Source organism: Halobacteriovorax sp. DPLXC-1 (assembly GCF_036903125.1).
In the GTDB taxonomy this organism is placed as follows: Bacteria; Bdellovibrionota; Bacteriovoracia; order Bacteriovoracales; family Bacteriovoracaceae; genus Halobacteriovorax_A; species Halobacteriovorax_A vibrionivorans.
On sequence record NZ_JAYMCO010000001.1, the window covers coordinates 1,540,684 to 1,559,788 of the forward strand.

At 37.1% G+C, this 19,105-nt stretch carries 21 protein-coding genes; 8 read left to right on the forward strand and 13 right to left on the reverse strand.

The genetic code is table 11. The features are described 5' to 3' along the window. Window positions 1–37: 37 nt before the first annotated feature. Window positions 38–2,251 (reverse strand): hypothetical protein, encoded by a 2,214-nt coding sequence (locus tag VCM44_RS07380; protein WP_334678428.1) that lies wholly within the window; start codon window positions 2,249–2,251, stop codon window positions 38–40. Between the two features lie 169 nt (window positions 2,252–2,420). On the opposite strand from VCM44_RS07380, the gene VCM44_RS07385 reads away from it, so the two are divergent. From VCM44_RS07385 to VCM44_RS07395, 3 genes are all read left to right on the forward strand, one after another. After that, a complete protein-coding gene (locus VCM44_RS07385) occupies window positions 2,421–3,716 on the forward strand; it encodes a hypothetical protein (protein ID WP_334678429.1) in 1,296 nt (431 codons plus the stop codon). A 110-nt stretch (window positions 3,717–3,826) separates the two neighbouring features. Beyond that, window positions 3,827–5,134, forward strand: a complete 1,308-nt coding sequence (locus tag VCM44_RS07390; protein ID WP_334678430.1) for a DEAD/DEAH box helicase — start codon at window positions 3,827–3,829, stop codon at window positions 5,132–5,134. A gap of 16 nt (window positions 5,135–5,150) precedes the next feature. Beyond that, complete coding sequence (locus VCM44_RS07395) at window positions 5,151–5,567, forward strand: hypothetical protein (protein WP_334678431.1); 417 nt, start codon at window positions 5,151–5,153, stop codon at window positions 5,565–5,567. On the opposite strand, the gene VCM44_RS07400 is transcribed toward VCM44_RS07395, so the two are convergent. Then, window positions 5,564–6,019 carry a hypothetical protein gene (locus VCM44_RS07400; RefSeq protein WP_334678432.1) on the reverse strand — a complete coding sequence of 152 codons (456 nt, stop codon included), beginning with the start codon at window positions 6,017–6,019 and terminating at the stop codon, window positions 5,564–5,566. The two genes, VCM44_RS07395 and VCM44_RS07400, sit on opposite strands and share 4 nt — an antisense overlap. 2 nt (window positions 6,020–6,021) lie before the next feature. After that, window positions 6,022–6,420, reverse strand: a complete 399-nt coding sequence (locus VCM44_RS07405; RefSeq protein ID WP_120404935.1) for a hypothetical protein — start codon at window positions 6,418–6,420, stop codon at window positions 6,022–6,024. 48 nt (window positions 6,421–6,468) lie between these two features. On the opposite strand from VCM44_RS07405, the gene VCM44_RS07410 reads away from it, so the two are divergent. Then, window positions 6,469–7,158, forward strand: a complete 690-nt coding sequence (locus VCM44_RS07410) for a hypothetical protein (RefSeq protein WP_334678433.1) — start codon at window positions 6,469–6,471, stop codon at window positions 7,156–7,158. Between the two features lie 29 nt (window positions 7,159–7,187). On the opposite strand, the gene VCM44_RS07415 is transcribed toward VCM44_RS07410, so the two are convergent. The 3 genes from VCM44_RS07415 to VCM44_RS07425 all read right to left on the reverse strand — a co-directional run bounded on the left by VCM44_RS07415 (window position 7,188) and on the right by VCM44_RS07425 (window position 8,718). Continuing rightward, window positions 7,188–7,619, reverse strand: coding sequence for a TraR/DksA family transcriptional regulator (locus VCM44_RS07415; RefSeq protein WP_115363100.1), 432 nt, complete (start codon window positions 7,617–7,619; stop codon window positions 7,188–7,190). A gap of 194 nt (window positions 7,620–7,813) precedes the next feature. Then, the gene (locus VCM44_RS07420; protein ID WP_334678434.1) at window positions 7,814–8,170 is read right to left on the reverse strand and encodes a hypothetical protein; all 357 of its coding nucleotides are present in this window, start codon (window positions 8,168–8,170) and stop codon (window positions 7,814–7,816) included. 17 nt (window positions 8,171–8,187) lie between these two features. After that, window positions 8,188–8,718 carry a hypothetical protein gene (locus VCM44_RS07425; protein ID WP_115363096.1) on the reverse strand — a complete coding sequence of 177 codons (531 nt, stop codon included), beginning with the start codon at window positions 8,716–8,718 and terminating at the stop codon, window positions 8,188–8,190. Between the two features lie 104 nt (window positions 8,719–8,822). Here VCM44_RS07425 and VCM44_RS07430 point away from each other — a divergent pair, with 104 nt between their 5' ends. Continuing rightward, entirely contained in the window at window positions 8,823–9,524 is a 702-nt protein-coding gene (locus tag VCM44_RS07430) for a 7-carboxy-7-deazaguanine synthase QueE (RefSeq protein ID WP_334678435.1), read from the forward strand. A gap of 7 nt (window positions 9,525–9,531) precedes the next feature. On the opposite strand, the gene VCM44_RS07435 is transcribed toward VCM44_RS07430, so the two are convergent. From VCM44_RS07435 to VCM44_RS07460, 6 genes are all read right to left on the reverse strand, one after another. After that, a complete protein-coding gene (locus tag VCM44_RS07435; RefSeq protein ID WP_115363092.1) occupies window positions 9,532–9,909 on the reverse strand; it encodes a hypothetical protein in 378 nt (125 codons plus the stop codon). A gap of 89 nt (window positions 9,910–9,998) precedes the next feature. Beyond that, window positions 9,999–11,093 carry a DUF2786 domain-containing protein gene (locus VCM44_RS07440; protein WP_334678436.1) on the reverse strand — a complete coding sequence of 365 codons (1,095 nt, stop codon included), beginning with the start codon at window positions 11,091–11,093 and terminating at the stop codon, window positions 9,999–10,001. Continuing rightward, window positions 11,093–11,677 (reverse strand): redoxin domain-containing protein, encoded by a 585-nt coding sequence (locus VCM44_RS07445; protein WP_120404931.1) that lies wholly within the window; start codon window positions 11,675–11,677, stop codon window positions 11,093–11,095. The genes VCM44_RS07440 and VCM44_RS07445 overlap by 1 nt, the downstream gene beginning before the upstream one ends. A 140-nt stretch (window positions 11,678–11,817) precedes the next feature. Continuing rightward, on the reverse strand, window positions 11,818–12,579 hold the full coding sequence (locus VCM44_RS07450) for a succinate dehydrogenase/fumarate reductase iron-sulfur subunit (RefSeq protein WP_115363743.1): 762 nt from the start codon (window positions 12,577–12,579) through the stop codon (window positions 11,818–11,820). A gap of 29 nt (window positions 12,580–12,608) precedes the next feature. Then, a complete protein-coding gene (locus VCM44_RS07455) occupies window positions 12,609–14,543 on the reverse strand; it encodes a fumarate reductase/succinate dehydrogenase flavoprotein subunit (protein WP_233500273.1) in 1,935 nt (644 codons plus the stop codon). Next, entirely contained in the window at window positions 14,543–15,214 is a 672-nt protein-coding gene (locus VCM44_RS07460) for a succinate dehydrogenase cytochrome b subunit (RefSeq protein WP_115363086.1), read from the reverse strand. The genes VCM44_RS07455 and VCM44_RS07460 overlap by 1 nt, the downstream gene beginning before the upstream one ends. Window positions 15,215–15,361: 147 nt before the next feature. Here VCM44_RS07460 and VCM44_RS07465 point away from each other — a divergent pair, with 147 nt between their 5' ends. Both VCM44_RS07465 and mgtE read left to right on the forward strand, forming a co-directional pair. Further along, a complete protein-coding gene (locus VCM44_RS07465; RefSeq protein WP_334678437.1) occupies window positions 15,362–16,219 on the forward strand; it encodes an MBL fold metallo-hydrolase in 858 nt (285 codons plus the stop codon). Between the two features lie 80 nt (window positions 16,220–16,299). Further along, a complete protein-coding gene (gene mgtE, locus VCM44_RS07470; RefSeq protein ID WP_115363082.1) occupies window positions 16,300–17,634 on the forward strand; it encodes a magnesium transporter in 1,335 nt (444 codons plus the stop codon). Between the two features lie 34 nt (window positions 17,635–17,668). Here the strand turns inward: mgtE and VCM44_RS15145 are convergent, their stop codons facing one another. Then, window positions 17,669–18,454: a hypothetical protein gene (locus VCM44_RS15145; RefSeq protein WP_442905001.1), complete on the reverse strand. Its 786-nt coding sequence runs from the start codon at window positions 18,452–18,454 to the stop codon at window positions 17,669–17,671. A gap of 196 nt (window positions 18,455–18,650) precedes the next feature. On the opposite strand from VCM44_RS15145, the gene VCM44_RS07480 reads away from it, so the two are divergent. Continuing rightward, entirely contained in the window at window positions 18,651–19,103 is a 453-nt protein-coding gene (locus VCM44_RS07480) for a MerC domain-containing protein (RefSeq protein WP_115363080.1), read from the forward strand. The last annotated feature ends 2 nt before the right edge of the window (window positions 19,104–19,105 follow it).

Sequence of the window (19,105 nt, forward strand, 5' to 3'; positions counted from 1 at the left end):
GCCAAGATTGATTTGCTTGGCCTCATTTATTGAAGTTTTAGTTACTTAGAATATTTAGATTCAGAATTTGTGTTGCAACTCGATTGGCCGATTCATTACCTGAGGCCTTAAAATATTCCACAAGATATTGAGTGAAGTCTCTAAATGCCTTTCTATTTTCACCATTATCTGTAACGGCAATAATAGATTGAATATCTTTTAATTCTTTTATTAAGAAAGAATCATTTGTTCCTTTGAATGCTTTTTCTACTGCATCAACATATTCAATTCTTACTTTAGGACGTGCAAGGAATGTAAAACCAGAAAGCTCGCTTGATCGCATCGTGCCAGCGACTTTTGCAAATTGCATTAGCGAGTTATCATTTATGTACAAATAAACATCCTCAACCTTTGAGCGATAAAAAGATGTAAACTTATTTAAGTTGCGATATTCAACATATGGAAACTTAAAATGATTGAATATCTTCTTTGATTGATCAATTGCAAGAAAGTCTAGATACATTAAATCTTCAGTTGCCATTCCTTTAATGATTTCTCCACCCCATAGAATCTTAGAAAAGTCTTCTCTTACAAGAAATGATGATTTTTCATCCTTTAAGAAACTACTTAGGTAAGGATAGCGATATTTAAAGAATGGTATAGTTTCTAAAGTCTTTTTAAATGAAGCAAAGAAAGTGGAAGATGTGTTCTTTAAATAGAGTGATCTTCCAGACTTCTTATTAATAATGAAGTAGCTCGGTCGAGTCGCTGGTATTCTTAGAATAATATTTTCTTGTGAGAATTGTTTTGAGATAAGAAGCTCTTTCATTTTTAAAGGCCTCTTTCCTAGGTTCTTAGGAATATTTATTTTTTCTGGAGGATTACTATTAGATAATCCTTGTTCAATAATAGGGTAGCCAACACAAATAAATGTAAATATTGAAAGGGTTACTAGTGGAATATAGCGAAAAGCTCTTAGGCGATAGCTGATAGGGCCCCTCGTTATAATCTCTTTCAAAGATGGAGTATCAAAAATAACTGGTGTTTCAAAAATTGGAAAGAAATGTGCAATAAAGTCAAATGGCGTTCTTAAAATTGCCTTTGCTCTCTTTGTTAGAAAGCTTCCTTTTGTTGTTGCCCCACAAATAAATAGTGTAGGAGAAACACTAAAGAGTAAATTTGAGATAAAAAGAATAATAAATAGGACAATTAGTGACTTTGTAATTTCTGGATTGAAGCTAAAGTCTACAAATTTTGCAATTTGTGTGTTGATGATTTCAGTTCCCTTATTGCTCAAAGAGTTAACTGCTTCATTTTCAACTTGAGCACTAAGTAAGACTGTCACAAACATTAGAGATAAAGCACTTAAGAATCTCGTAAATGGCCCAACTAATTTATGATCATTTAAAAGTTTTGATCTTGATCTTGCTTTCTTCTTTGAATCTCTCTTGGCTCGATTTCCTTTGTAATCACGTGCCGTTGTGATGGCCAATCCTGAGTCTGAGGCATTCTTGCTCTTTTTCTTTCCCGATTTTTTCTTGGCCTTCTTCTTACTCTTTTTCTTTAATGGCCTACTTACATGCTCATCTTCTTTCTTTGATGCTTGCTTTTCATCTTCCTGAAGTCTTGCAACATTTAGGACTTGAGTGATGCTCATTGTACCAGAGTCTTTTTCTTCATCCTCATTTGTATCTTGAGCAAGGTTAGTATCTAATTGAAATGAGTAGCCATTTCCTGAATTCTCGACATCAGACTCATCTTCAGAATCAGGTGAGTCAGCTGAGTCTGGAGTCTCTTTTGATTCAGAGATCTCTTTAGCCTTTTTTTCATTACTTTCGTCATCATCTGCATCTTCAAATTGAATACTATTATGACTTTCTTCATTTTCTAGACTTAACGATGGTGATTGTTCCAAGTCCTCATTGACTGAGTTTGGCGCAATTTCATCATTTTGTGTGATAGTTGGTTCTGGAATAGGTGATGAGGTATCAAGAGTTTTTAATTCATACGTGCTGTCTTTGTATGAAAGCTTTTCTCCGACTTCCATGAAGTAAGTAGAACCCTCTTGGAGGCTTGCTTCTTCTAAAATGGCATGTGGGATTTTTTGTATGACTTTTAAGATTAGGCAATCATCATCAATTTGAGCACGGATACTTCCTCCGTTTTCAGAGATAATGAGTTCATTATTTTCTTCTTTAAAATAAAATTCATGATTAGAGACACTAACTTCCTGTGCGTCCCCCTGATTGCTGTGGGTAAAACCAACCTGCATACTCAACCTTTTCTTACGTAATCTATTAATTTAATTACTATTTTAAGGTGAATATATAAATTTTCCTACTAATTTTTTCTCTCACGCTCATGGTAAAATCAGTTAACAAAAATTTCATGCTTTATTAAGTTCGAAAGACTCGAATAATTATAACAACTAGGGGACGTTGATGTTTAAAATGAAGAAAAAATCAATCCTAACAAAGGCCGCTTTAGCGACTCTTATGGTAGGACAGGTAGCTTACGCAGCAGACGCTGATTACAATGTACTTGATCGCTTCCGTCTAATGGAAGACAAGTTTCAAACTCAAGAATTCTTAAGAGAGCCAGGACATGACTTTCTAATTGATATGTCAGTCTATGCTAATACTGATATTATGGAGCTTGCTTCAGATGTATCAGATGCTGAAGATTCAACTGCTGCCGCTGAAGTTCTTAGCGAATATGCTGATACAGAACAAAACTTAAGAGTAAATGTTGAAGTCGGAGTTCCTCTTCCTTCATTTAGTGCTTTTAAAGGAACAATTAGCCCAAGTGTAAGACTAGGGGTTAATGTTGGCTCTCTTATTGGTATTGGAGAAGAAGATATTGAGTCCGATACTCTTATTGCTGCTATTCCGGGTAATGCAGAACTAAAGACTGCACTAGAAGGGAAGTTAACGAACTCAATCGTTCAAACGATTATTACTACACCTGGTTATGATACTGACAATTTAGCAACAGATCTAGGTTTAAGTGCAAGTGAGAAGGCTGCACTTGAAGATGCACTTGGTGGTCCTTCTACTGTTATTCCATTTGCTGGATCTGGACAAACTGCAGCTATTATCGATGCTTATGTAAAAGCTGATGTTACAGCTGGATTAAATTTTGATTATAAGAATGAGAACCACTTTGGTGGACTTTCTCTATATGGCCTATATAGAGCTGACGTAAGACGTGTTCTTGATCAGGATGCAATTGCTGGAGATGGTGATGCTATCGACACTGAAAACCTTGATCAGAATATGACTCTTTATGCTATGGCCGATATTACTTATGGTTTCAATTGGCTAACAAACTTTAGAACAATGTTTAAGATTCAAGATATTGCACTTGCAACAATTATTGAAAGTGATGAAGGATATCTTCCAATTTATGAGCCAGAAGTTGGTTACCGTATGCACACTGACTATAGTTTTGATCTTTCAAACTTAAAACTTCGTCCATTTGTTGGTTTCCATATGAGAGATGGGTATGATTTCGCAGATGGTGTTTATGCTGGTACAGATGTTATGCTTCACGTATGGAAGCAAAGAATTGCCTTAACTCTTAGAGGGATGGTTGATTCAGAACACCTGACTCTGACTCCAAGATTTAAGCTAGGATTCATGGATTTCATGTATTCTCTTAAGCAACCAATCACTTCTGAGGTAAAAGGTGTGGAAATTGCAACAATTCACTCTGTAAATTTCAGACTACACTTCTAATACAACTGCCATTGTGTTACATATTGGGGGATCTTTGATCCCCCTTTTTATTTTTACCGTGTAGGCTACGGGGAGCCGCGAGCGGAATTGTCACTTTAGGAGAGTACATAATGGCAAAAGACTCACAAGATTTTATTGATTTAATTAATATGGACCTATTTGCAGGTTTTCTAAAAGAAAATAAACTTGCAGCACCAACTGATGTTCAAGTTCAGTCAATTCCTGTTTTTCTAGATGGAAAAAATATTCAAATTCAGGCGAAAACTGGTAGTGGTAAAACTCTAAGCTATCTTCTTCCACTTTTTCAAATGCTTAAAGAAAGTGAAGCAAATCTTAGTAAGAATGATCAAAAACCTGGTTCTCCACGTGCAATTATACTTCTTCCTATTAAAGAACTTGCAATACAAGTTGCCGATGAGTGTAAGAAGATCTCTCACCATGCAAAGCTTCGAGTTAGACTGGCACTTGGTGGAGAGAAGGGAAAGAAAGTAAGTTCTCTAAAGAGCCAGAACTTTGATATCCTAGTGGGTGGCCCTGGAAGAATTAAGTCTATGATTGAGAAAAAAGAAATTCGTCTAGATAATCTTGAATTTCTTGTTATTGATGAAGCAGACCAACTTCTTGATATGGGATTTATGCGTGAGCTAAAATCCATTAGAAGACATTTAACAAATGATTATCAAGCGGCCCTTGTTTCTGCAACTATGGCCGATGACTTTGACCTATTAAAAGCAGACTTCTTCTCTGGAATGGAATTTGAGACAATCAGCTTAACTGATGCTCACGGTCTATCTCAAACTATTGAAACTTATAATATCGCTCTGGAATATACTGAGAAAAATGCCATGCTTGATGTCTTTATGAAAAATGAGGCCAAAGGCAATGGTATTATTTTTGTGAATCAAAAAGAGAAGGCCGTTGAAGTTTATAATTATATGAAAGAGAAGAAGCTTGCAAAAAAGCTTTTCCTATCTCATGGTGATATCAGCGCAAGAGAGCGAAGTGATAACTTTAAAAACTTTAAGTCTACTGGTGGTGTTCTCATCACAACAGATATGGCCGCTCGTGGAATCGATATTAAAACACTGCAATGGGTTTTAAATTATGATCTTCCTTTTGAAGCTGTTTACTATATTCACCGTTCAGGACGAGTTGGACGTGCTGGAAGAAGCGGACGTGTTTATAATTTTGTTACAAAGAAAGATCAAAAGCTCATTGGTCAAATCAATGATGCAATTAAAAATCAGGATACACTCAAAATTGATCCAATCTTTCTTAAATCGACAATGGGTAAGGCGAATAAGGGAGCTTCTAAGAAGAAGGCACCTGCTAGACGTGGACGTATGCCTAAGAAACCTGTTGTATCTGGACGAAACACGCCTAATAAGTCAAAAAAATCTCGCGGCCGTCGCGGTTAAGTGATAAAATGCTAATATGTCTAAACATATTAGCATTGTCTTTCTATTTACATTATCTCTACTTTTTACGTCTTGTTCTGAAAAGGATATTTACACTCCTTTAGAAATGTTTGATATGGCCTATAAATTTGATAATACAATTGAAGAAGTTCGTATTGCCGCAAAGGATAAGGATCGTCATTTAGAGTGTAGTGATTATCCTCAAGAAGGTTGTCTTAAGGGCTCTCCTAAGCGCTTTAAGGTTCGTCTTGTGGAGATGATCGTTGTTCAATACATGACAACTCGTGATGCTTGTCGTGCGGCCGCAAAGATTGGTCAATGGCATGCTCGTAATTGGCTTTTAGATGATGTGACAGGTGAGCCTGTTCTTGAGGACTTTGTTAAAAAAGTTTATAAGGCCAAAAACCCTAAAAGTATCGAAAGTTGTAATTAGCTCTTAACCCAATTTCTGAGTTCTTCATAAATTTCATTAATCTCTTTATTTGACTGAAAAGCATCAGTTGTCATAATTTTTAGTCTCTTAGAGTTATTCAATTTTAATGTAATAAAGTAGTTGCCTGCATTTCCACTGCCACGGCCTTTATTAAGTTCAACTTCTTCAATCTCATCTAGACCAAAGTTTTCAAACTTCTTTCTTATAAGAGAGCGTGTTTCCAGCCTTCCTGTGTTGCGAGGTTTATTGAGTTCAAGATGACGCTTTTTTAATATTGAAATAGTTGCAATAATTGGGATGAGAAAAATTATAATGTCTTTTGTTGCAGGCCTTGGGTCTTTGAAGATAAGCGTTAGGATTAATGCTAGTAAGAAGAAGGTGCAAATTAAGAATATATTTCTAGAATAGCTGTCAATTGTGACATATTGAATATTCTTCTCATATTTAATCATGTCTATCCCTCAAAAAAATACTTTTCAAAGCCTACTTTAAAAGTATCAATCTTATGTTCCCAAATATTAATAAATTTTGGATCTTCAGATCGATTTTCCTCTAGTGTTTGTTTAAACAATACGACCCATCGACCTAGCTCTCCCTTTCGAATCTTTAAATACTCGTGGGCCGATAAGAGGTGATGGGCCCCTTTAGGTAATTTTATTCCAAGTAATTGGGCCTGCCAAAAGGCATTTATTGATTTTAGATGCTCGTTGAAGTCTTCAATATTTGAGATTGGCCCGTTGTTTGAAGTTAATTTACGAAAGTGATAACCAATGAAAACGTCATTTATGGCCTTTTGATAAAAAGACCGAGTAACTTTCTCGATTAATTTAATACTTTCTTCCTGATTTTTCATAACTTAAGTCTACACTAAATATTGCATCATAAATACCGATTCATATGTATGAAGAAAATTTTAGATAGCTACCGAGTATTCTTATTTATCATGATAGTGACTTCAAGCTCACTATTGGCCGGTCCTTTAACTTCAGTTGGAAATGATACCTGCTGGTATAAAGAAGGTGACTATCGTACAAAAATAGCTTCATTCAATGATCAAATAAGTTTAAATACCTCTCGAGATGATATTTTAGCTCCCGTGGTTAAGTTTTTTCATAAGAAAGGATTTAAAGCTGATCAGATCGATGCCATCCATACTTATGGAATTTGTGGCCCTCGTTTGGCCATCGCATTTCGTGTGACTTACGATGCAGTAGAGTATTGTCTTCGTGCAAATGCCAGTAAAGATGGAGAGTTAGTTTTTGATAAAGGTGAAGATATGTTGCCATTGGCCGCTTCACGAAAAGGTGCTTGTGAAGGGATAAATCCACATCGTCTTATCGTTTCTATTAAATCTGATCTTGTAGTGGATCTACAAAAATATTTAAATGCCAAAGGACATATTGTTAAGAAAGCACAACACTTATCTGGCTCAGTTTATGTCTTAGATTTTTCAGTTGAAAGAGATGAGATTAAGAAGATTAAAACTTCTGTCGAGTCTTCTGGTTTTGCCCGTTCTGTGAGCTTCTCGTCCGGCCAATACCATATTGCAGATGAGTTTGAATTACTTAGTCTTAGTTATTTCAGAAAATAAAAAGGCCGCATAAGCGGCCTTTAGTATCTTTATCTTTTTCCAATTTCAGCAATTGTTTTTCCAAGAGATTTCGAACGCTTTAGATAAACATTTGATTTCTCTTCATGCTCAGCTTCTTCTTTACATGCAATACAAAGTTCTGCTGTATTTCTTGCCATAAGGCGATCGTAACCGATTTCAATATCACACTCATCACAAAGGCCATATTCGCCTTTTTCAATTTTTTGAAGTGCTTTATTGATTTTCTTTACGTAGAAGTTCTCACGATTTCTGAAACGAATTTCCTGCGAAGTTTGGACATTTGCTACTGCCTCATCTAGAGGATCAAGTAGTTCATTCTTGTCCATGCAATACTGCTCTTTCTCACTGTTTTTGTTAAGAATTCTTTCTTTGTCAGCAAGTAGTGCATCTTTTAGTGCAGCTATTTGCTTGTCCGATAGATACGAGTTTGCTCTTTTCATTTCGACTCCCTTGTGCCGTGTTTCTTCCAGTGAAACAAGTTGCTTGTAGCTGTAAAATTTCGATTTGGCAAAATTAAAGCTATTTACAACAAATATTGTGTTCGTGTGTTGTAGAAAGAATTTACTGGTCTAGAAAGTGTTAGTAAAAGGTATTTTTCTTACAAAGATTTACTTTGTAACGAGATTTCAGGTACTTATCCGTGATTTTTTGGAAACGGTGCTTCACAGTAGGGGCAAAACTTCCAAAATTGCTGATCAACCTGAGTTTTACAACTTGAACAAGTGATTATTGCGCTTAATTCCTCAAATGCTTCGTCATACATATTTGCAAAGAGATCACTTCGCATTGCGGCGATAGTCGTTGGGTGGGCGCGAAATGTTCCAGGCATACTTTGATTTGGAATAAATTTAGCTGGAGAGACGCTCTTATCTGGATAGATTTGAACTTTTACTTCTTGAGAAGGGCGCTTTTCATACATTGCCCGTCCTGCAATATTGCGCTCATTCTTTAACAATTCAAAATTTTCATTAGCATCAAACTTTCTATTCATAGAGCTATTATAACATCTTAGCCCCAGCGACGCTCAAGAAGCTCAATTATTTCCGTGCACGCCTTCTTGTGCTGGTTAAATCGAGCAAAAAAGCCTGGTTTTGCCTTTAAAATGGCTTCTTTAAAGAAGATAGACTGTGAGCCAAGTCCTTCTATTAGCCTTAGATTCCATTCGAATACTTCCGGATTACTATGACCGATAAGGCCTTCAAGTACCTCTAAGAAGTCAAATGGAAGTCTCTCTCCACGCTTGTGGTGCTCATCAATAATCTGCTTTCTTGCAACTCCTAATATTAGAACAAGAACCTCATTATCATCACATTCTTTTATTGCATGGATAATTTGGGGATATAAGTCGTGATCGAGTGTTATCGTATTATCGAGTATACACAGAAGGGGAATTAAGGCCTGCCAGTCTCTCTTGTCATTGAGTCGAATAAATTCATCTTTAAAGACTTTTATATCTTGTTTGGAATAGCTGCAATTTGGTCTTTTCCCACTTTGTAAGTCCTTAATGACAGCTTGAAACTGTTCATTTATATCAATCATAATCATTGCCTTAAGTTATTTCGTGTAGCTTTTACATAATTCTATGACATTTTAAAGGCTTATGCTATATAAATAGGCTTAAACATTGGTGTTTAGAAGGTTTCATGGAATTTTTAATTAACGATATTTATCGCGCTACAGAAGGTGAGGGAGTCTTTGTCGGACGCTCACAAGTCTTTGTGCGTTTTCAAGGATGTAATATCGGTTGTGTTAATTGCGACTCTATGGACACCTGGAGTTTTGATATCGAGAGCACTTCTCTTAATACAATCTTTGAAAGAATTCTTGAAGAGAGCTATCAAGGTAAAATTAATTGGATTTCTATTACTGGTGGTGATCCTCTTCATCCTAAACACGTTCCAAGCGTTGTGGAGCTTACAAAGTTTTTAAAATCGAGAGGTTTTAAAATTAATCTTGAGGCCGCTGGAACTCGAGTTGTTGACGAGGTTTTTGATCTTCTTGACTATATCTCTTATGACCTAAAAACTCCTTCAACAGGTGTTAGAACACGTCTGTCACTTATCGAAAAGATGGCACAGCAATATCCTAATCGCTTTCAAGTGAAGGCCGTGATTGCTGATCGAAAGGATTTTGAATACACATTAAGCGCTTATCGCGAACTTGAATCAAAGCTTGGTAATATTGAATTTCCTTGGGTTTTGACTCCTTGTTATGAGCCAAGTGAAGAATTTCCTATGCAGCGATTTATCGATATTCAAGAATGGAATCAAATCGAAGGTGGTCCTTTCCGAGTTATTGGACAACAGCATAAGTGGATTTTTGGCGCAGATAAGAAAAGTGTCTAAAGGCCTTTTAAGAGGCTTGTCTTTGAGCTCTCTGCTTAGCATCGAGCATTTCAACACCGTATTGCTTAATCGTACCTAGAGAAGTGATTGTATACTGGCTGGCCTCTGCTTTTGAACGATCCTCATCGGTAAAATCATTACAGATTACCACTAGGCGAGTGCCTTCTGGAAGTTTCTTGAGAGCAATTTTAATAATACCCTGAACTTTTTCAAGTGAGTTTGTGCAGTAGACGACATACTTCTTATCGTCTTTAGTTACGCTAAAATGCCAAAGATTCTGCTTATTCTTAGATTCAACTACATTGTAGTCGTAGGACTTAAATACTAACGTACATTGAGTAATGAATCCTCTAATAATCTTTTTAGAATTTGCTATTTTTGCCATTTACACTCCAAACTTCACATTAACACATATCGGAAATCCGCTCAAAAGTTTTAGATAATCTTTAAATAAAACGAATTTTGTTACGAAATTCAGTAAGTTATTAATTTTGTGGAGGCTTTGCCATTAATGCCTTTGCCAATTTTAAATGACTTTCCCGCTTTATTACCTAGGCTCCAGGCCTTTGGATCAAAGCTTGAAGATTGGCTCGATTGAGAGCTAACGCGGGGATAGACACGATTGCGGTGGGCCGAAGTTAGGCCATTTAAATGGATAAGCTCACGAGAGCTAATATGTTGTTGTTGAGATTTCTTTAATTCTTGTAGAAAGGATTTTGTGAAGCTTTTAAAGTACGTATTCTTAGCTCGAACACCTTTAAGGTTAGATGACTTCTTAGCTTGAAGCCAAAGTCCGTTCATGGCCTGTGTAGTGTAGTCATAAATATAATGGGCCGCTTCGACATTTTCCTTTGCGCCGATAACTTCAAGATAGCCACCACCACGGCCACTGCTAAATACTGGTGCAACTGAAAACTCTTTTAGAATATCATAGAGGCAATCATGTAAGAGGTTTCGTCTTTTAAATGAGGCGACTCTTTTGACATAGGTGTCTTCAAGCTCACGCATATCGATCTCATTGCGAGTGAAATTAGTAAGTCTTACTTTTTCTAGATTGTGTTTTGCAATAAGATCATTGGCCTTTCTTGCTGCAAGCTTGGCCTCAAATTCGTTATCAGATTTAGCAAGTTCAAGTAGCTTTTGAATTTTTTGAGTAACTTGGTTACTAGTCTTTGTGTAAGCAGCTAGATTAATCTGTGATTTTGAAAAGTCCTGATTCCACGCATATCTTTTAAAGATATTTCGAAATTCAACGCCATGTGCTTGTTCACTTATGCCGCACGTTACGTGTACCATAAAGTGAGCAATTTCGTGCTTTAGAACATTTTCTAAGAGCTCTTCATCATTCATGGTCATAAAGCACTTATTAATTCCAATTTGGTAAATAAGTGGATCGTAGAAGCCCAAGACTTTATCTGATTCATTAACCACGAAAGATAGGGGATACATTACACCCTTATAATGCAGGCGACTTCTTTTTAGCTCAAGTCCCATGCCCGCAAAAATATCACGGGCCTTGAGACGAACTTTCTTTATAAATAATTGGGTATTTTCATTATAAATAAACATTAGTATTTAACGCTACATCCATATGGTTTAGTTTTTGCCGTTGAGACCTTCTCTCCCTTAGCAATCTCTTTTATAGCTGTTTTAACATAGTTTTCGGCTTTTTGAATATCGCTTTTATCGGCCGATGGGATACTGTCAATCGCGCCCATATAGTCGATTCTTCCCTGCTCATTGATAATGAAAATCTCTGGTGTCGTTTTAGCATTATAGAGTCGACCAGTGACTCCTTTCGTATCAAGTAGAAAGTGTTGCGCTCTAGATCCCTCTGCTTTTAAGCGCTTCTTTGCCGCTTCAGAATCCTCTATATATCCTTGTTTTCCTACATTTGAAGAATTAATTGTCAGCCATGTGTAGCCATGTCTCAATGCAAACGTTTGAGTCTCTTGCATATTCTTTGAATCATAATGTTTACGAACAAATGGACAACCTTCGTTATACCATTCAAGAACAATTCTTCGGCCTTTTAAGTTCTCAAGCGAGACGAGCTCTCCTTTTTGATTCATTAAAATAAATTCAGGAGCTTTCTCTCCTGGAGAAAGGGCGAAAGTTAGGGATGTGAGTAATATTGCTATAAGTAACTTCATCAAAACTCCTTTTTTTGTTTTCTACATTTTAGAAGAACTTTTCTTAAGTCCCAATGAAATCAATAAAAGTTTACTAGAAATTAACAAAAAAAGGCCTACTTTCGTAGGCCTCTTAATTATCTTTTAACTGTTAAGCTAAATTATACTTTTGGTGTCGTTTGAGAAACAACAGCAGCTTTTAGAAGCTCTCTGTTCATACGAGCGATATTTGTGATCTCAATTCCTTTTGGACATGATGCTTCACATTCTGCTTCGTTAGTACAGTTACCAAATCCAAGATCATCCATCTTCTTAACCATGTTTTGAACACGTTGAGAAGCTTCAGCTTGTCCTTGTGGAAGAAGTGCCATTTGCGAAACTTTTGCTGAAACGAAAAGCATTGCAGAAGCATTCTTACAAGAAGCAACACATGCACCACAACCGATACAAGCAGCTGCATCCATTGCAAGGTCAGCGTTTTCTTTAGGAACTAGGATAGCATTTGCATCTTGAGCGTTACCAGTATTTACTGAGATAAATCCACCAGCAGCGATGATTTCATCAAATGCACTTCTATCAACCATAAGGTCTTTTTCTACTGGGAAAGCTCTTGCTCTAAATGGCTCGATTACAATCGTATCACCGTCAGAGAACTTTCTCATGTGAAGCTGACAAGTTGTTGTTTCAGCTTCTGGCCCGTGGGCCTGACCGTTAATCATTAGTGAACACATACCACAGATACCTTCACGACAGTCGTGGTCGAAAGCTACCGGCTCAATTCCTTGTGGGATAAGTTCTTCGTTAAGTTGATCTAGCATTTCTAGAAAAGAAGCATCTGGAGATACATTCTCTAGTGTGTAATCCGCCATTTGACCTTTGTCTTCACGGTTTTTTTGACGCCAGATCTTTAAATGTAAAGTCATATTATTATTACTACTCATATTAATACCTCTTACTTATAACTTCTTTGCGTTAGTGGAACGTTAGGGAAGTCTAATTCTTCAACGTTTCTAATTGGGTCGCTATCTTGACCAGTGAATTCCCAAACAGCACCATGACAGTAGTTTTCATCATCACGTAAGGCTTCACTTTCTTCAGTTTGAGATTCCTCTCTAAAGTGTCCACCACATGACTCTGGTCTCTCTAGTGCATCACGTGCCATAAGTTCACCAAGTTCTAAGAAGTCGGCAAGTCTATTTGCTTTTTCAAGCTCAATATTGATTCCATCTGGAGTACCTGTAACTTTAACGTCTTTCCAGAATACTTCACGAAGTTTTTTGATTTTCTCAATACCTTCTTTAAGAGTCTTTTCATTTCTGGCCATACCAACGTGGTTCCACATAATACGTCCAAGCTCTTTGTGAATTGACTCAACAGATCTTGATCCATTGATTGAAAGAAGCTTTGTGAATCTTTCTTTTGAATCAGTAAGTGCTTTGTCGAATTCAGGATGATCTGTACCAACTTTTTTACCCATTAGTCCTTCACTAGCTAGGTAGTTTGGAACTGTGTATGGAGCAACGAAGTAACCATCTGCAAGACCTTGCATAAGTGCAGAAGCACCTAGACGGTTTGCACCGTGGTCAGAGAAGTTTGCTTCACCAAGAGCAAATAGTCCTGGAACTGTTGTTTGAAGGTTGTAATCAACCCATAAACCACCCATTGTGTAGTGAACAGCAGGATAAATTCTCATTGGAACTTTATATGGGTTTTCATCAGTAATTCTTTCATACATATCAAAGAGGTTACCGTAGCGCTCTCTAATTGCATCTTCACCATCGCGCTCGATTGCAGTTGCAAAGTCTAGATAAACAGCTTCTTCACCTTCACGTACTGACTTACCTTGGTCGATTTGTTCTTTTGCATTTCTTGAAGCAACGTCACGAGGAACAAGGTTACCAAAAGATGGATACTTTCTTTCTAGGTAGTAATCTCTTTCTTCTTCTGGAATATCATTTGGAGCTCTATAGTCACCAGCTTTCTTTGGAACCCAAACACGTCCGTCGTTTCTTAGAGACTCTGACATAAGTGTTAGTTTCGACTGGTTTTCACCGTGTCTTGGAATACAAGTTGGGTGAATTTGAGTGAAGCATGGGTTAGCAAACATTGCACCTTTCTTATAGGCCTTCCATGCTGCTGAACCATTTGAAGTCATAGCATTTGTTGATAGGTAGTAAACGTTTCCGTATCCACCAGTACACATTAGAACTGCATCAGCTGCGTGCTTTTCGAATTCACCAGTGATTACATTTCTTGTGATAATACCACGGGCCTTACCTTCAACAACAACTAGCTCAACCATCTCACGACGAGTAAGCATTTCTACTTTTCCACGTCCTACTTCTTTCATTAGAGAAGAGTAAGCACCTAGAAGAAGCTGTTGACCAGTTTGTCCACGAGCATAGAATGTACGTGATACCTGAGCACCACCGAATGAACGGTTAGAAAGTGTCCCACCGTATTCACGAGCAAAAGGAACACCTTGTGCTGCACATTGGTCGATAATATTATTTGAAACTTCAGCAAGACGATAAACGTTAGCTTCACGTGCTCTATAATCTCCACCTTTTACAGTGTCATAGAATAGTCGCCAAATCGAGTCACCATCATTTGGATAACTTTTAGCTGCGTTAACACCACCTTGAGCTGCAATCGAGTGAGCACGTCTTGCAGAATCTTGTAGGCAGAAACACTTAACATTATATCCTTGTTCACCAAGAGTTGCTGCAGCAGATGCACCAGCAAGACCTGAACCAACAACGATAATATCAAACTTACGTCTGTTGGCAGGGTTAACAAGTTTCATTTTGAATTTATGATCAGTCCAAACTTTTGTGATGTCATTTCCCGCAGGAACTTTTCCATCCATCTTCTTAATATTTGTCATTACATTCCTCCCTTAACGTGACACCAAATAGCGATAGTCGAGTAACCAACAGTTAAGATCACAGCATAAAGCTTAGAAATGAATTGAATTGCTGGCATATACTTAGGGTGGTTAAAACCAATTGATTGAAATGCTGACCAGAATCCGTGAGATACGTGAATTCCAATTGTAATCATAAATAGTACATAGATTCCAACATTCAGTGGTGAAGCAAAATAATCAATAACAGTTTTGTAAAGATCACGAACTTCCATTCCATTAAGTGTTGTCATGTAAACATCACCGTACTTAAAGTTAATTAAGTGCATAACAAGGAAGAAAAGAATCAACATACCTGTGTAAGGCATAGTTGATGATGCAAATGTCGAACCTCTTCCTGTCGGTTGCTTCATGTAGTACTTAACTGGGCGAGCTGCCTTATTCTCAATCGTAAGCTTAAGCGCCATAAAGATGTGAGATAAGAAGATCACTAAAAGAACTGCTTCTGCTAAGTAAATTAGCGGGTTGGAAGTAAGGGTGTATGCATACTGATTGAATGCATCCTTACCTGCGATTAATAAAAAGTTTCCTAACATGTGTGAAAAAAGGAATCCACATAGAAGTAGTCCCGTCACTCCCATTACCTGTTTCTTAGCAATGGAGTTCGTCAAATAAAAGCGTAATGCTGACATTGATCCATTTCCTTTGTCTGATTTAATAAAGTTTTAAATGTTATTTGATTTGGATTATAATCCTTAAATCACCAAAACTTAAGCGAATTTTTAGTAGTTTTTTTACTGCGTGGTGCAACAAGTTGTTAATGAGAAAAGGAGTTCTAAATGTTGGTTCATTCTATCTTTGATAAGGTCACTAATACAATGACATATATCATTTATTCATCGGTCTCAAAAACGGCCATTGTTGTTGACCCCGTTCTGAACTTCGATTACGCAAGTGGTAGTGTTTCAAGTGAAGATATCCATCAAATAGATTTATTTCTAAAAGAAAATGAATTGAGTTTAAAGTATATCTTTGAAACTCATGTTCACGCCGATCATTTGTCGGGAGCATCTAAACTAAAATCGCTTTATCCCACTGCGCAAGTTGTTATTCATAAGAATATTAAGTTGGTTCAGGGTGTATTTAATGCTGTCTTTTCATCAAATGTTAATGAGGATGGTTCGCAATTTGATATTCTTACACAAGAAGGTGAGTGTTTTGATGTTTGTAGCGATATTAATGTGAAAATTATTGAGACTCCAGGCCATACACCTGCGTGTATGAGTCTTTATGTAAATGAGAAGGCCCTTTTTGTAGGTGATGCGATATTTATGCCTGATATGGGTACCGGACGTTGTGACTTTCCAAAGGGAAGTGCAGATAAGCTATACAATTCAATTCAAAAGATTTACGCACTTGATGATGAATGTGAGATTTATGTTGGCCATGATTATGGACCTGGTGGGCGTGAGATAAAATATAAAACAACAGTAGGTGAGCAAAAGCGTAGCAATATCCAATGTAAAAGCTCGACTTCCAAGGAAGAGTTCTTAGAGTTTCGTACTAATCGAGATGCACAGCTTAATGAGCCGAGATTAATTATACCTAGTATCCAATATAATATGAATGGCGGAGAATTTATATTTACTGAAGCTGATGGTGGCCCTTATGTCAAAGTTCCTTTAAAGTTTAAGTAGGAACTTGAGTAATATAACTATCTAATTTTATTTAAGTTTTATTATTCGATGTCGACAAGTAAGATGTTGGAGTAATTATAATGACAAACGAATTTCATTCTGAAATTGAAAAGACAATGCAATTTACTAAAATTGGTATTGCCTTAAAAGACTGGCCGTCTCTTTCGGAGTCGCAGCGTCTTGAGATTTTTAATAGTTTGTCAGAAGAAGAGGCAAGTGACTTCTTTGATTCACTAGATTCGAATTACCAAGCTGACTTATTTGAACAATTTGATCGTGACCTGAAAAGAAGATGGGCCAATGACCTGGCCTATGATGATCTTGCAGATATTCTCCAGCTTCTTGAACCTGAACAAGTTGAAGAAACATTAAGCTTATTAGCAAAACACGCTCGTATCGAAGTCATGGCCCTTATGGCCTACGCAGAAGATGTGGCCGGTGGTTTAATGAATTCGAATTATATTCGACTTCGCGCCAATATGTATGTTGAAGAGGCCATTCGCTATATTCGCACTCAAACTTTAAGTAATGTTGAAACAATTTATTATACTTATGTAATCGATGCCACTCAAAAGCTTCTAGGTGTTGTTTCCCTTCGTGAACTCTTTGGTGCACGAGATGGTCAAAAGGTATCAGATCTGATGACTAGTGGAGATGACCTCATTGCTATTCCTGATAATATGGACCAGGAAGAAATTGGACGCGTCTTCAGTCGTTTTGAACAAGTTGTTCTTCCGGTTATTGATGATGAGTTCAGAATGAAAGGTATCATTACAATTGATGATATTATCAAGGCCGTTGAAGAAGAGACCACGGAAGATATGCAAAAAATTGCGGCCGTCGAATCTCTTGATGCTCCTTATCTTGAAGTAGGCTTCTTTGAGATGACAAAAAAGCGTCTCGGTTGGCTTGTTATACTCTTTATCGGACAAATGTTAACTGCGACGGCCATGACTCATTTTGAAGCGGCCATTGCTCACACAGTAGCATTAGTGACTTTTATTCCTCTTATTATCTCATCTGGTGGGAATTCAGGTGCTCAAGCTTCGACTCTCGTTATTCGTGCGCTTGCCCTAGGTGAAGTTAAAAATAGTGACTCTCTTCGCGTCTTCTTTCGCGAATTAGGCTCAGGTCTTTTTATGGGATTTATTCTTGGAATCTTTGGATTCATGAGAATTTACTTTTGGCCTCATGCTAATGAAGCATACGGTGTGAACTTTGCTCAGATATCTTTAATTGTTGGATGTAGTATTATTTGTATCGTAATGTGGGGGACACTTGTTGGCTCAATGCTGCCATTTCTCTTAAAAAAGTTACGCTTTGACCCTGCTACAGCTTCAACTCCCTTTGTTGCAACGATTTGTGACGTCACGGGAATCATTATTTATTTTTCAATTGCTCACGCACTCTTATAGAAAGGCCCTGAATTTCAGGGCCTAGTATTAGTATTTATTTTGACTTTTTCTTAGCTGTTTTCTTGGCTACTTTTTTCTTGGCCGTTTTTTTGGCAGCTTTCTTGGCAGTTTTCTTTGCTACTTTTTTGGCTGTTTTCTTTGCTACTTTCTTTTTCGCTGTCTTCTTAGCAACCTTTTTCTTCGCAGTTTTCTTAGCAACCTTTTTCTTGGCAGTTTTCTTGGCTACCTTTTTCTTGGCAGTTTTCTTTGCTGCCTTTTTAGCTGTTTTCTTTGCTGTTTTCTTTGCTGTCTTTTTAGCTGTTTTCTTTGCTGTTTTCTTTGCTGTCTTTTTGGCCGCCTTTTTTACAACTTTCTTCTTTGCTGCTTTCTTTAAGTCACTTGCAACTTTCTTCGTTGTTTTGCGTACCTCTTCAACGGTTTCTTCCATCTCATCAGAAACATCTTTGGCCGCTTTCTTAACGCGATTTATCGCTTTCTTAGTCCCTTTTTTAACATTTTGATATGTTTCCCCATGGCCAAGAGAAGCAATCTCTTTTTCAATCTTCTCTTCATATTGGGCCAAGACTTTCATTGGATCTTTACCAAGACGATCGAGTTCTTCTTTTAATTCTTCATAGAATTTTTCAAGTTTATGCTTTTGCACATTTACTTTGTCGTAACGAAAACGAAAGTGGTAATAGAGTTCATCGTACTTCTCACTACCTTCATCTTGAATTCGCTCTAGTAAATGCTTACACTTTTTTAGAATCTCATCACTTGAAGAAGTTAGGGCGTGTTTTGCCTGTTTATTCTTCTTCTTTAAAAAATCTTCTAAGCTCATTTTTATCCTCGCTATCGATCTTCTTGGTTAAAATCTCAACCGATTCATTCTTGAATGGGTATCAATAATATTACCTTAATACGGTAAACTCATTAGCAAGTATTTTCAACACTTTAATACTCTGAATAATTTAATATTTTCTTGCTTTGGAGTTAAGAATTCTCTATATATACTTATAATAAATAGTTGGACGATTATGGATAATGATATGGAAGAAACAAAAGTAACAAATTTGAACGAATCTGCGGATCGCGCGGGACTTATCGTTTCTGTCCTATGTTGCCTACATTGTATGGCAATCCCTTTATTGGTAATGTTTACGCCTTCAGTGGCAAGTATCTTTGAAAATCCATTAATTCATAGTCTTTCTATCTTCATCGTGGTTCCTGTTGGCCTCTACGCTTTTGTTAAGAATCTTAAGGTTCACTCGGATAAGAGACCTCTTATTATTGGTGTTCTTGGTATGGCGGCCATTTTATTTGGGCATTTTAAGCATCTCTTTCTACTTGCAGAACACGCAGGACATGCACACCATGTTCATACTATCGGTCCAGTTGAAATCGTTGCTTCCATCATTGGTGGACTTGCATTGATTGCTGCCCATATGCTTAATATTAAGCTTTGTCGCTGTCATCACTGCGATCACTAAAT

Coding starts and splice junctions, on each gene's coding strand:
- VCM44_RS07460 (WP_115363086.1), bottom strand. CDS start 15,214: ATGTCAGCATTACGCTTTTATTTGACGAACTCCATTGCTAAGAAACAG.
- VCM44_RS07445 (WP_120404931.1), bottom strand. CDS start 11,677: ATGAAGTTACTTATAGCAATATTACTCACATCCCTAACTTTCGCCCTT.
- VCM44_RS07410 (WP_334678433.1), top strand. CDS start 6,469: ATGAAGAAAATTTTAGATAGCTACCGAGTATTCTTATTTATCATGATA.
- VCM44_RS07385 (WP_334678429.1), top strand. CDS start 2,421: ATGTTTAAAATGAAGAAAAAATCAATCCTAACAAAGGCCGCTTTAGCG.
- VCM44_RS07440 (WP_334678436.1), bottom strand. CDS start 11,093: ATGTTTATTTATAATGAAAATACCCAATTATTTATAAAGAAAGTTCGT.
- VCM44_RS07405 (WP_120404935.1), bottom strand. CDS start 6,420: ATGAAAAATCAGGAAGAAAGTATTAAATTAATCGAGAAAGTTACTCGG.
- VCM44_RS07400 (WP_334678432.1), bottom strand. CDS start 6,019: ATGATTAAATATGAGAAGAATATTCAATATGTCACAATTGACAGCTAT.
- VCM44_RS07425 (WP_115363096.1), bottom strand. CDS start 8,718: ATGATTGATATAAATGAACAGTTTCAAGCTGTCATTAAGGACTTACAA.
- VCM44_RS07395 (WP_334678431.1), top strand. CDS start 5,151: ATGTCTAAACATATTAGCATTGTCTTTCTATTTACATTATCTCTACTT.
- VCM44_RS15145 (WP_442905001.1), bottom strand. CDS start 18,454: ATGAGCTTAGAAGATTTTTTAAAGAAGAAGAATAAACAGGCAAAACAC.
- VCM44_RS07480 (WP_115363080.1), top strand. CDS start 18,651: ATGGATAATGATATGGAAGAAACAAAAGTAACAAATTTGAACGAATCT.
- VCM44_RS07380 (WP_334678428.1), bottom strand. CDS start 2,251: ATGCAGGTTGGTTTTACCCACAGCAATCAGGGGGACGCACAGGAAGTT.
- VCM44_RS07465 (WP_334678437.1), top strand. CDS start 15,362: ATGTTGGTTCATTCTATCTTTGATAAGGTCACTAATACAATGACATAT.
- VCM44_RS07450 (WP_115363743.1), bottom strand. CDS start 12,579: ATGACTTTACATTTAAAGATCTGGCGTCAAAAAAACCGTGAAGACAAA.
- VCM44_RS07415 (WP_115363100.1), bottom strand. CDS start 7,619: ATGAAAAGAGCAAACTCGTATCTATCGGACAAGCAAATAGCTGCACTA.
- VCM44_RS07390 (WP_334678430.1), top strand. CDS start 3,827: ATGGCAAAAGACTCACAAGATTTTATTGATTTAATTAATATGGACCTA.
- VCM44_RS07435 (WP_115363092.1), bottom strand. CDS start 9,909: ATGGCAAAAATAGCAAATTCTAAAAAGATTATTAGAGGATTCATTACT.
- VCM44_RS07455 (WP_233500273.1), bottom strand. CDS start 14,543: ATGACAAATATTAAGAAGATGGATGGAAAAGTTCCTGCGGGAAATGAC.
- VCM44_RS07430 (WP_334678435.1), top strand. CDS start 8,823: ATGGAATTTTTAATTAACGATATTTATCGCGCTACAGAAGGTGAGGGA.
- mgtE (WP_115363082.1), top strand. CDS start 16,300: ATGACAAACGAATTTCATTCTGAAATTGAAAAGACAATGCAATTTACT.
- VCM44_RS07420 (WP_334678434.1), bottom strand. CDS start 8,170: ATGAATAGAAAGTTTGATGCTAATGAAAATTTTGAATTGTTAAAGAAT.